General features: G+C 40.5%; 10 protein-coding genes. 2 read left to right on the forward strand and 8 right to left on the reverse strand.

Features of this window, described 5'->3' with window-relative positions; translation table 11 throughout:
- Nucleotides 1–3: 3 nt before the first annotated feature.
- The 6 genes from BM156_RS09960 to hemN form a co-directional block, all read right to left on the reverse strand.
- Entirely contained in the window at nucleotides 4–918 is a 915-nt protein-coding gene (locus tag BM156_RS09960) for a phosphatase domain-containing protein (RefSeq protein WP_093919725.1), read from the reverse strand.
- A gap of 163 nt (nucleotides 919–1,081) precedes the next feature.
- Entirely contained in the window at nucleotides 1,082–1,684 is a 603-nt protein-coding gene (locus BM156_RS09965) for a hypothetical protein (RefSeq protein WP_093919726.1), read from the reverse strand.
- Between the two features lie 759 nt (nucleotides 1,685–2,443).
- Complete coding sequence (gene hemH / locus BM156_RS09970) at nucleotides 2,444–3,460, reverse strand: ferrochelatase (RefSeq protein ID WP_093919727.1); 1,017 nt, start codon at nucleotides 3,458–3,460, stop codon at nucleotides 2,444–2,446.
- Nucleotides 3,461–3,495: 35 nt separating this feature from the next.
- Nucleotides 3,496–4,395, reverse strand: coding sequence for an oxygen-dependent coproporphyrinogen oxidase (gene hemF / locus BM156_RS09975; protein WP_093919728.1), 900 nt, complete (start codon nucleotides 4,393–4,395; stop codon nucleotides 3,496–3,498).
- 8 nt (nucleotides 4,396–4,403) lie between these two features.
- Nucleotides 4,404–5,765: a protoporphyrinogen oxidase gene (gene hemG / locus BM156_RS09980; protein ID WP_093919729.1), complete on the reverse strand. Its 1,362-nt coding sequence runs from the start codon at nucleotides 5,763–5,765 to the stop codon at nucleotides 4,404–4,406.
- Nucleotides 5,766–5,767: 2 nt separating this feature from the next.
- Entirely contained in the window at nucleotides 5,768–7,144 is a 1,377-nt protein-coding gene (hemN, locus tag BM156_RS09985) for an oxygen-independent coproporphyrinogen III oxidase (RefSeq protein WP_212733476.1), read from the reverse strand.
- Nucleotides 7,145–7,541: 397 nt separating this feature from the next.
- Here hemN and BM156_RS09990 point away from each other — a divergent pair, with 397 nt between their 5' ends.
- Nucleotides 7,542–8,798, forward strand: coding sequence for a C1 family peptidase (locus BM156_RS09990; protein WP_093919730.1), 1,257 nt, complete (start codon nucleotides 7,542–7,544; stop codon nucleotides 8,796–8,798).
- A 365-nt stretch (nucleotides 8,799–9,163) separates the two neighbouring features.
- Nucleotides 9,164–10,330, forward strand: a complete 1,167-nt coding sequence (locus BM156_RS09995) for a serine hydrolase domain-containing protein (RefSeq protein WP_093919731.1) — start codon at nucleotides 9,164–9,166, stop codon at nucleotides 10,328–10,330.
- A 37-nt stretch (nucleotides 10,331–10,367) separates the two neighbouring features.
- On the opposite strand, the gene BM156_RS10000 is transcribed toward BM156_RS09995, so the two are convergent.
- Entirely contained in the window at nucleotides 10,368–11,120 is a 753-nt protein-coding gene (locus tag BM156_RS10000) for a sulfite exporter TauE/SafE family protein (protein ID WP_093919732.1), read from the reverse strand.
- Between the two features lie 109 nt (nucleotides 11,121–11,229).
- A complete protein-coding gene (locus tag BM156_RS10005; RefSeq protein ID WP_093919733.1) occupies nucleotides 11,230–11,772 on the reverse strand; it encodes a hypothetical protein in 543 nt (180 codons plus the stop codon).
- Nucleotides 11,773–12,038 lie beyond the last annotated feature (266 nt).

Consider the following 12,038-nt stretch of genomic DNA (forward strand, 5'->3'; position numbering starts at 1 on the left):
AACTCACGTCTCCATCACATCCAGTTCGTCGTCAGCGCTAAAATAGGTCACCGGAACCCCTGAAGACTTCAAATCGTCCATCATTTGCTGTCGGGACGCAGATAACTTCTGTCGGGTTTTCCGAATATAAACCTGCTGTATTTTATCCGGAAACAACTTGACAACGTCCCGATATATGCGCACATCATGCTGGCTATCATCTCCCAACAAAATATAGCGTTCAATTCCAGCATGCTCAATCAAAAAACGAATGTGACTGATTTTGTAATTTACATCTTTTTTAGGATTGAATAATCTTAAGAAACTCAAATAAGGCGTAAGAAAAATCATTCCTTTCGGTAAGCCATTGTGCCTGATAAAGGCAATTAAAGCTCCCAACAGGTTACTTTCGCTTCTGGAGATATAGAAAAAACATGCGTTTTGCTTTTTTGCTTTCTCAAACACGCTTCGAGTAAAAGGGATGCCAACTCTTTTGTTCGGAACCTTAAAAGCTAAAGTCCTTATCCGCTTGAAAAAGTTAGCTGTGTGAGAAACAACAATCGTATCGTCAATATCCGAAATCACTCCGAGCTTACTCAACGACTCTTGAAACACCAAAGGATAATCTTGCACATGCTCTACGGGAACCTCGCTCCCAGGAAGAAAGACCTTTATTTCATCCTGATGTCCTCCATTGGCAATCAATTCAAAATAGCCGTCTTTATCAGTAGATGAATGTAGTTCATTAGCTCCTACAGTAACTCTGATCTCCTTATTAGCATAAGTTGCCGTGAAATACGAGCGTCCTATTTTGAGGAAATTACGGAAGCCACTTACTTTTTTGTCGTAGTGATAAGGAGCATATTTCAGCAACGTACCACGAATCAGTGATCGCTGGTTCGTTAAATGTAAAACTGATATTTGCCAAACAACAGGCATAGTTAGACCTCAATGAAATTTTCGTACAATTACCTTAGGAACTAAAAATGCAAACATAACACTTCGCTAAAAGTTTGCATGGACTTCAGTGTTTTTAGTACAACTCTTTCACTTTCGTTTTTCAAAAAGAAGATCTTCTTGATTATGCAGCTAGCCCACCCACTCAAAGTTCATAAGACAAGCCAAGGTGAACGCCATTTTCCAGCAAACGTTCGTGATACTTCTCAGAAGAAAAAGGAACTAACGCGTGAGCTCTTGCATTAGCTTTCAAGACAAATGAAAGTTTTGGAATGACAGGAACTGAACACCCAACCCCCAGGTTTATTCCAACCCCGCTCTGAGAGTCAACTGAGCCGGAAGATGTTAAATCCAAATCCAACAGTGCCCCTCCATCCAGAAAAAAGTATTTTAGAAAATTCAGGCGAACCCCAATTGGAATTACAACTAAATCTAGCTGTTCCTCCCTCGAAACAGCATTCACATCAGGGCCAACATTCGGATTAATTTGCACCTTATGATGGGCATATTCAAGACCGGTTTGCCATTCCAACAGTGAATTTATTGATCGAAGGTAGGTCAGCCCTACGGAAAAATAACTGACTCCATCATACGAAGGAGCTCCAACTAAATCTTGAAATTGAATCAAATCATTTTCTCCAAACAAGGAAGTAGTAAGTTCAAGTTTTTGTTTTTCAGCATTTTTAGATGGTTGTGCAAAACTCAAAGCACATTGAAAAAGCAAGACAAGGCAAACTAATTTTTTCATTGTTGTTAGTTGTTAGTTTAATGGGTGAAAAAAATATGAAATAGAACACAATAATTCTTGTGATTTAACGATGCATTACCTAAGTTTAAACCTTTCAGAATAACTGAAGATATCAGCACAGACAAAAAGCATAAAGCACACCAAATTACAATCAATCAAAGTACATTACAAACACCATTTGGCGTGATTATGCTTCTGTCGTGCTTTTATTCTTTTAAAGCTACAACCATAAGATGAAAAACAACACAGGAAGCTGCGTTGAAAAATACTTTTTTTCAAAAAAATTTAGGATTCTTATTGTTAGATTTGGAGTTAACACTCCCATTCATTCGTAGATCGATCTATGATGCTCGAAGATGCCATTTTTCAGTTTCTTTCAACCCAAAAAAATTATGCAAGTATGATCAATGGGGAGTAAATTATGTAATATTGCCCTAAATCCATCCCCTCTTAAAACATCAATCCTCAGCGCTCGAATAGCAGTCAATAAAAAACCAGTTTAGAAACTATCCGAAAACTATTCACTAGAAGCAATCCACAATTAGTCTTTCAGTGACTGCAAATGTATTAAAAAATCTGAGACAAGGAAACCTTATTCCATACAAGTGGGCAGTTCACGACATTCACCCGAAACGCCTATAAATAATACGCCACTCGCTCACAAAAGAATAGCTGCGGTAGCTTATCATTTTATATCGATAAAAATTAATCTAAAATTTTCTGCAGCGACCAACAAAGCATGCCATAACGCATATTACACTATGGCTCCAAAATTAAATCTTTCAAGGTTTCGATCCATAATGGGTGATCATTTAAGCTTTCAACCAGTTGTATTTTCTCACCTCCATATTCCTCAAATAGCTCTTGATATTCGACGCCAATTTCAATTGTTGTTTCCAAACAGTCTGCGACAAAAGCCGGAGCCACGAATAAAATTCGCTTCACGCCCTCCTTGGCCTTTTGGATAACCAATTCATCAGAAAATGGAGTAAGCCAGTTTTTGGTCAGGCGCGATTGAAAAGAAACGGAGTAATCCTCACGCTCTAAGCCTAGCGACTGAGCCAGCAGGCGCGTTGTCTCATAACAGGTAGCTTTGTAGCAATACTTGCCGTGAACAGGCATTTCCTGCTCACAAGTACATGATGTCGAGGGAACCTCTGGATGTACTTTATCAACCTGACGATTGGGGAGCCCATGATACGAAAAAACAATATGATCGTATGCGTCCGGCTGATAGGATTTTATTCGCTCAGTAAAAGCTTTGATAAATGTTGGATGATTGTAAAACTGACTAACCATCCTAATTTCAGGAATAACATTCCATTTAGCGACTTCGCGCGAAACAAACTGAGCAATAGTTCCTGTTGTTGATGAAGCATACTGCGGAAACACTGGCACTACAATCATCCGCCCATAGCGTTCATCTCGCACTTGACGCAACACCTTTCGCAAATGTGGATTTTGGTAACGCATAGCGGTGAATACCTGAAATTCATCCCCAAAAGCTTCCTGAAGCTTCTCCCGGTTTTTCTCTGCGTTAATCAGTAAAGGCGAACCTTTCGGAGTCCAAAGCATCTCATACAGTTTGGTCGATTTTGGTGCCCGAAAAGGAACAATAATCAAGTTGACTAGCAATTTTTGTGGAATCAATGGCAAATCAATCACCCGGCGATCATTCAAAAACTCGAATAAATAGCGCCTTACTGCCGGAACTTTAGGTTCATCTGGCGTTCCTACGTTTACTAACAATACAGCTGTTCTCTTCGAATTATCCATAAGCAACTATTTCGTTTTCATTTAAAACAACAACCTCAATCTATGTTTACCCAGTCTACGTCTTTTTTTAGCAAGCTCAATGTATTAGCCTCTGCCGAACCTTCTCGCGCTTGATAATCATACACCCACGACGCCATTGGCGGCATACTCAGAAAAATAGATTCTGTTCGTCCATTGGATTCCAGACCGAACTTTGTTCCACGATCATAGAGCAAGTTAAACTCAACATAACGGCCTCTTCTTAAGGTCTGCCAGTTCTTTTCTTCCTCGGTGTATGCTTTCGCCCGGTTCGCATTCAACAGCGTGTTATAAATCCTCGGATAAGCCTCGGCCAAAGCCTGGGTAAAAGCAAAAAACTTTTCAAAATTCTCAATCCCTTCACCATCCTGATGATCAAAAAAGATTCCTCCAACCCCACGAGTCTCATTCCGGTGAGGCAAAAAGAAATAATCATCGGCCCATTTTTTATAGTCCGAGTAAAAATTCAAATCAAATTGATCACAAATTGATTTTAACTCCCGATGAAACCAGCCAGCTTCCTTTTTATTAACGAAGTGTGGAGTCAGATCAATCCCTCCTCCAAACCAAGCTTTTCCTGATCCCAGCTGGAAATAGCGCACATTCATATGTGTTATTGGAGCATGGGGATTTCGCGGATGAATAATGGATGAAATACCTGTGGCAAAGTACGATTCTCCTTCCTCTATTTTCAATGCTTTTAGCATCCTTTCACTAACGGTGCCTCCTACAGCCGAAAAGTTGACGGCAGCTTTTTCTATCGCATCACCATTGGTCAAAACCATGGTATAGCCATGTCCAATCTCTTTCTCCCAATGATCAGTTATGAAACGAGCCTTACCATCGGCTTCTTCCAATTCGGCACAAATTTGTTGTTGTAAATTCCGGAAAGCAAATGCAACCTTGTCATTTCTCATGATAGTTCTTAATTTGAGCTATCCCCGATGATTTCAGCCAGTTGTCGTCCTTGCTTCATGCGATCGGCCATTCCAATGCCGTCCCGGATATTACCTCCCAACAATAATCCTGGATATTGGGATTCCAGTTTTGCAATAGCTGCCAGACGATCAGCTGACTCTAATCCATACTGCGGAATAGCATGCTGATAACGATTAATTACCAACAAATCTGGTTGCCATTTTGTTAATCCCAGCATGCTTTTTAGCTCTTTTTCTACCAGAGCTTTAATGCTATCATCGTCCAGGTCAACCATTTCGGGTTTTCGAACACCACCCAAAAAAGTTGACAATAGTGCACCACCTTCAGGCGCTCTTCCTTTCAAAAACGACGAAAGGAACAAAACGCCCAATACATCGCGGTTCTCATAAAATGGTACCAAACCTCCGAATGCCTTGATTGGAATACCTTCCCATTTTTTAAAGCCAACCGACACCTGAGCAACGCGTGCATAAGGCATTGCCTCTATTTTCTCAAGTTCAGCCGATGGGAAAAACGGAAATAACTTACGTAAGGCATGCCCACCAACGGTCGATACAAGCCGGTCAAAAGTGCCCAAGGTTTCGTCCTCTTTGCGGACTACATACTGGTCATTTTCCTGCTCAACGCTTAATCCTTTTTGGTTTAATCGAACTTGTTCAGCTCCAATCGCATTGGCCAATGCTTTAATCAAGGAAGTCAAACCTCCTTGCATAGAAAATACTTCGCGTGTAGCCTTTTTATCCCAATCAGATTTGGGTTCACGTGCTTTCTTGATTGCCCCACCGATAAAACTACCATACTTTTGTTCCAACTGGTATAGCTTAGGTAAAGCATAACGAACAACCAGCTTTTCCGGGTCACCAGAATAAATCCCCAAAATGAATGGATCAATCGCATATTTCAGAAAGCTTTCCCCCATCCGACGCCGAACCAAAGCGGCCAAAGTTTCATCCGGATTGGTACCTTTTTTTCGGAATGGCTCTCCCAAAATCCGAAATTTATCATACCAAGAAAATAAAGGCGTTTGAATACCGCCCATCAATCCTGAAGGCAAGGCATGCCAACGATCCCCTTTCCAGATCCATCGGAACTTAGCATCCTCATCAGCAATTTCTAACTGACAGGCATCGCCCAACTCTTCAATTAAAGCTGCGGCTTCAGGTTGACCGAGCACACCAGTACTTGGCCCATTTTCATAGATAAAATCTTTTTCAACAACACTCTCAATGACGCCTCCCACACGATCCGCTTGTTCAAATACGGTTACATCAAAACCTTTTTTTTGCAAATAATAAGCCGTGGTCAGGCCTGTTAGCCCGGCGCCAATGACAGCAACTTTCTGATTCATTATTAAACTGATTTTGAAAATTTTTGGATACTTCCTTCTAAACGAATATCAAAAACGGCTGCGATATTCCGTAGAAAGAAACGTCCCAGATCTGTAATCACAATTTCATCTTCGGTGTACGACAACAAGTCATCCGCAACAAACTCATCCAGCTTTTCCTCATTGAAATTCAGTAAGTCTTTCAGCTCCTCAACCGAAGTATTAAACTGCTCGGCAATCTGACTCCAGGACAAATACTGGTTACACATGATTTCATTGATGATTTGTCGAATAATTTTATCAGTATCCGAAAGGGCATATCCTTTCACCACCTGGATCATTCCACGGTCAATCTGGTCAATATATTCTTTAACAGTTCGTGCGTTTTGAGCATACACATCTTCCAACTGACTAATTCCAGTTACTCCAAAAGCGTAAACCTGCCCTGTTGTTTCTCGCGTACAATAACCTTGAAAATTACGATGAAGCGATCGATTCTTCAAGGCGACAGCCATATCATCATCCGGTTTGGCATAATGATCCAATCCAATCGGAATATAACCAGCCCGAGTCATACGCGCCCATGCTTCTTCAAACATCTTCACTTTGTTCTCAGGCGACGGTAAACCATAGTCTTCCAGCTTTTTTTGAGCCTTTTTAACCCATGGCACATGCGCATACGAAAAGGTTACCAACCGATCGGGATTAATGGTTATCGCCTTTTCCATGGTTCCTGCAAATGACTCAACCGTTTGATAGGGCAAACCGTAAATAAAATCAAGATTCACCGAAACTCCCGGATGCTTGCGTATCATTTTCACCAACTCTTCAATCGGAATCTCTGGAACTTCCCGATGCACGGCATTAAGCACTTTCTCCTGAAAATCTTGTACACCAAGGCTAATTCGGGTAAACCCAAACGAGATCAAGGCATCAATATAAGCTTCATCCAGATGTGCCGGATTACACTCAATAGCAATTTCCGGTTTATCAATAAACTCATACTCTGAAGTAAAAATCGCCATCACCTCACCAATCAACTGTGCCGGTAAAACATTCGGCGTTCCCCCACCCCAATGGATTTGGGAAATTTTTCGTTTCCGATCGAGCAGCTTTCCAATCATATGAATCTCTTTTTTCAAAGCATCCATATAATGCTGCATCATATCCTGATCTTTGGTTATATGTGTGTTACATCCACAATACAAACATAACTGCGTACAAAACGGAACATGCAAATAAATTGAAATATTTTCCGGCTCTTTCTCATTCGACTCCTCAACTGCCAACAAATAATCGCCCGTCACAAAATCATCACCAAAAAAATTAGCCGGTGGATAACTCGTATACCGTGGCACCGGAACATTGTACTTATCAATCAATGGAACAGGTATCTTCATCTGCTTATCTTTTGTTTTTCGACTATAACGAATAAAACCCTTAATTCACGCTTGTTTCACCCCACTATAGCTTGGAAAATTATTATTCCTCGAATTATTCTTCCCCTCTTCGTATTGGCAGTGGATGCTTACCAATAATAAACCAGCCACATACCAATAGCTCGATTCGATTTTTACGAACTTTTAAATGTAAAATAAAAAATCTGCAAGCCCAATTCCCAAGCCCGTTTTTAATGAACACAAACAATAACTAACCAATAAAGGGCTAATAACTAAAAGCTTGCTACTGACAAGGACGCTTATTTAAAAATAGAAAAGTGTTTTTATGTAATTACTGACATCCCTCAGTTACCTATAGAGACATATTTTCGTATATTCCACACAAAATAAACCATTTATGAATTTAAAATATTTATTGACATTTGGTGCCACGGTGTTGGTACTTAGCAGTTTTGCTCAAAAAAATGAAAGCCAAGGGAAAGTTGAAGTTTACAATCAAGGTGAAGGCTATTATTACGAATCCATTTTGAAAGATGTAAATGCCGTTAATGAAGAGCTGGAAGAAGAAGCTCCCTACATTCGATTCAACATGGATCAAAGCAAGCTGGATCTTCCTAATGATCCTTCTTTATATGAGACAATTTGGAGCCATTCAACGGAATCGCAGGGGAATGCCGGAACTTGTTGGTCTTTTTCAACCACCTCTTTTTATGAATCTGAAATTTATCGTCAAACAGGTAAAAAAGTCGAGTTATCAGAAATATATACGGTTTATTGGGAATATGTAGAAAAAGCCCGCCGTTACATTGAAAAACGTGGAGATTCGAAGTTTGACGAAGGTTCGGAAGGGAATGCCGTTGCTCGTATCATGAACCGATACGGGGTTGTTCCTGAAGATGTTTACACTGGACTGTTACACAATCGTCAGTTTCACACCCATGCAAAAATGATGGAAGAAATGAAGGGCTTCCTGGAATCCATGAAAGCCTCCAACGCCTGGAACGTTAATTACGGTTTGGAAACCATCAAGTCCATTATGAACCATTATATTGGAGAACCTCCGGTAGAATTCACCGTAGATGGCAAAACCTATACACCAAAAACCTACATGACGGACTACCTTCAGCTTAATCCAAACGATTTTGTCGAAATTCTGTCGTACAAGCAAGAACCTTACTGGCAGCAAGTGGAATACAAAGTTCCCGATAACTGGTGGCATAGTGCCGACTACTACAATGTTCCGCTAGATTTTTATATGGAAGTCATCAAAAAGGCTGTAAAAGAAGGCTACTCCATGAGTATTGGAGGTGATGTTTCTGAAACCGGTTTTAGCCGCGAAACCAATTGCGCCATGGTGCCCGATTACGACATTCCTTCAGAATACATCAACGAAGATGCTCGTCAATTCCGTTTTTCGAATGAAACTACCACTGACGATCATGGCATGCACCTGATTGGAATTTTAGAGAATTACAAAGGACAAGGAAAAGACTGGTACCTGATAAAAGACTCAAGCTCCGGCTCCAGAAATGTTGGTGATCAGGATTCTCGTTTCGGATACTATTTCTTCCACGAAGACTATATTAAACTAAAGATGATGGGATTCACCATTCATAAAGACGCCGTAAAAGACTTGCTTAAAAAGTTTAAATAATATTACCACAAACGCTCAAGAAGCCTCCCTTACCGGAGGCTTTTTTTAGCTCGCTTGTTTGTTGTTCTTCATGTGAATCTGGAGTCGAACCTCAACTTGAGCAAAAATCCATGATTCTGCTTTATCTTATAAAGAAATTCGTTCGGCAAACCATTTTCAGCAAAATCCCCTGTTTCATTTAATGGATTTTACTATTTTCAGGGCTGCAAAAATTTAACACAATCGAGCATCTTGTTCCTCATCAAAATGCAAACGATTGAGCTTAAATAAATTGTTTAAAGTCAAACATAAGCGATATAGAAAGTTGTCAGCTTATTTTGGGGCTGACACAAACTCGCTAAGAATCTCTAAAAACAAAAAAACGAATGGAAAAGAACATGTACCAATCTGTTTCAATGATTAAAGCATTGATTCTAATGCTTGTAATTAGTTCCAGTTTTTCATCTTGCAAAAAGAAAAAAGACGAGAATGGACCAGTTTATAACATGAGCTATAAGGAAGCCATTCTTGAAAGCAGAAAGGAATTGGGAGCTCATTTGATTTCGAGCTTTACGCCGGGGATGTCGGTTTGTGTTACAATTGACGGAGAAGTCATTTGGTCGGAAGGGCTTGGCTATGCCAATAAGGAATTAAAAGCGCCCGTCACGCGCGAAACAAAATTCCGAATCGGAACAAGTTCGCAGCTATTTACTGCCTTTCTCATGGCTAAAATGGAAGAAGAGGGGAAAATTGACTTGGACGAAAGCTTCTATACGTACATTCCCAATTTCCCCCAGAAAGATTTTGACTTTTCGCCCCGCATGTTGGCGGCACAGGCAGCAGGATTTCCACAGGCCCCAGCCAACGAAGAACTAAAACTTGACAAGAAGCTTGTTACCCTGAAAGATTATGTGTCGCTATACGAAAACGATCCTCAAGTGTATGAACCCAACACTTATTTTTTGAAGTCGAACTACAGCTGGGCTTTATTGGGCATCCTTGCTGAAGATATTACCGAAACCCGTTTCCCAGAGCTTATCAAAGAAATGGTGCTAGACACTTTAGGGCTAACCAATACACAAGTAGACAACTACCTAGCCATCATCCCAAACCGAAGCACCAACTACCACCGCGATTATATTGCCCGTTTGGTTAATGCGCCACAGGTCAACTTACGATCAATGGCTCCAGCGCTGGGCTTTTTATCAACTGCTGACGACCTGAATAAGGCTTCATTACAGTTGTTAAAGCCGGACTATTTTAACGAGCAGTCCATCAAGCTATTTTCTGAGCCTTACGAATTAAGCACCGGCCAATTGTTAAACAGCAGCTTTGGATGGTTGGTCACCTATGACAATGATGGCCGCAAAGTAATCGGACAATCTGGAAATACCGTTGGGGGAGCTTCTGCCATCGCCATCTATCCGGAAGAAAAACTGGTAATCACCATGTGTGCAAACTTAGATGACAATTACAACGAGCTTCCAGCTTTGCAAATAGCCCGTCACTTTATTGATATTTTAGATCCCAAGGAAGAACCGAAAGACGAATAACAAACAAAAGACCGGGGCAACCCGGTCTTCTTTATTTTCAGAAGCTAAGCAACATTTTCGCAGAAATCAGCACCAATACAACAATCAGCACATAACGCACAAAACGTGCCCCACCTTTGACCGTCAATTTTACCCCCAGCCAAGCTCCCAGCATATTTCCACTGGCTAACGACAAGCCACTCAACCAATCCACTTGATCATTGTAAATAAAAATTGCCAAGGCAAAGAAAGTATACCCCAGTATCACAAACAGTTTAATGGCATTGGCTTTTACCAAATCATAACCGCATCCTAAAACCAAGCCTGCCAGCAGGAAAAAGCCAACACCCAGCTGAATAAAGCCGCCATACAAACCAATAAAAAAGAAAATAAGGTATTGCCAGAAGGATGGTGCCGAACGAGTCTTAATGGCTTGCTTCTTTAGCCAAGCATCAGGCTTAAAAAGAATCACCAGAAGCATGAAAAACATGATGAAGCCAATGATCTTCTCCAAGGTTCGAGCATCAATATCAACAGCCCACATCGCTCCAATTACCGCACCGAAAATGGCCGGAATGGTGAGTCGGTAGTCCTTTTTGACATCAAAAATTTTCTCCTGACGAAAAGCGTTTACTCCAACAATATTTTGTAATAAAATGGCAATCCGGTTAGTCGCATTGGCAACATTAGCCGGAAGGCCCAGAAAAATTAAGAAAGGCAATGAGAGCATTGATCCTCCGGCAGCTGCAGCGTTAACAAAACCAGCAACCAAGCCAACTCCAACCAAAGCCAAATAAAAGTACCACTCCATGAAATGACATGTGCTTTATACGATCTGTTACAGATCTATTGATCCTACGAATATAATGATTATCAACTACAGGTAGCCAATTCATCACAAGACCACAATTCCCAATAATTTAAATATCAACGCCAAAACCAACGCTATAAATTGGTTCCCAGGAATTGTAAGGCGAGTTTTTATCCTGAATGACGTCAAACAACACCTGAAATGTGAAAAAAGACCGATTGGTAAGTAATTGCCGATAGCCCCCTCCAACGTAAAGAAAGGGCACAAAACTCCGATCTTTTTGATTTAAAGTATAATATTCCAGATTAACGAGTGAAAATTCCGTATGCAGATATAGTTGTGGCACAACATTATATTGCGTAAACAAACGTCCACCATATTGACTTGAGGTATAGGTTTCGCGAGCGTATTTGTACCGAGTATATTGATACTCAATTCCAGCACCTGCATAAAACTGATCCGTCAAGCGGGCTCCAATAATCGGGCTAAAATTCACATTGGTATAGCTCCCCAAAGAAACTCCTACGCTTCCCCCTGTAAATAGCTTATCCCGAAAACGCTCCTCTCTCTCCCGTTGCCCATTGTCTTGACCAAATGCGGTTCCGAAAAGACCGCATACTATAAGTATCGCAAAAAATACAGACTGTCTCATCGTTTAATCATTTTTTTAGGTAACTTTCTCAGGTTACGTAAAAGTTCCGCTTTTCGATTTACCGCATCAAAAATGGATTAGGTAAAAAACAAGTTTTATCATTATCTAACCTATCTAAAAATCACATCACCGACCTATTCCAAATCACAAAAATCATTTTATAGAAATATTATGTACTTGTAGATACCATATCCAAAATCAAACTACAAGTCATCCATCTTCTTAATAAAAAGAACAGATCGAAAAGAGAAATAATCCTTTATTTG

It is taken from the genome of Sunxiuqinia elliptica (assembly GCF_900113005.1).
In the GTDB taxonomy this organism is placed as follows: domain Bacteria; phylum Bacteroidota; class Bacteroidia; order Bacteroidales; family Prolixibacteraceae; genus Sunxiuqinia; species Sunxiuqinia elliptica.

What these genes read in the sequence shown, in the direction of transcription:
- BM156_RS09960 (WP_093919725.1), bottom strand. Translation starts at nt 918, where the DNA reads ATGCCTGTTGTTTGGCAAATATCAGTTTTACATTTAACGAACCAGCGA.
- BM156_RS09965 (WP_093919726.1), bottom strand. Translation starts at nt 1,684, where the DNA reads ATGAAAAAATTAGTTTGCCTTGTCTTGCTTTTTCAATGTGCTTTGAGT.
- hemH (WP_093919727.1), bottom strand. Translation starts at nt 3,460, where the DNA reads ATGGATAATTCGAAGAGAACAGCTGTATTGTTAGTAAACGTAGGAACG.
- hemF (WP_093919728.1), bottom strand. Translation starts at nt 4,395, where the DNA reads ATGAGAAATGACAAGGTTGCATTTGCTTTCCGGAATTTACAACAACAA.
- hemG (WP_093919729.1), bottom strand. Translation starts at nt 5,765, where the DNA reads ATGAATCAGAAAGTTGCTGTCATTGGCGCCGGGCTAACAGGCCTGACC.
- hemN (WP_212733476.1), bottom strand. Translation starts at nt 7,144, where the DNA reads ATGAAGATACCTGTTCCATTGATTGATAAGTACAATGTTCCGGTGCCA.
- BM156_RS09990 (WP_093919730.1), top strand. Translation starts at nt 7,542, where the DNA reads ATGAATTTAAAATATTTATTGACATTTGGTGCCACGGTGTTGGTACTT.
- BM156_RS09995 (WP_093919731.1), top strand. Translation starts at nt 9,164, where the DNA reads ATGGAAAAGAACATGTACCAATCTGTTTCAATGATTAAAGCATTGATT.
- BM156_RS10000 (WP_093919732.1), bottom strand. Translation starts at nt 11,120, where the DNA reads ATGGAGTGGTACTTTTATTTGGCTTTGGTTGGAGTTGGCTTGGTTGCT.
- BM156_RS10005 (WP_093919733.1), bottom strand. Translation starts at nt 11,772, where the DNA reads ATGAGACAGTCTGTATTTTTTGCGATACTTATAGTATGCGGTCTTTTC.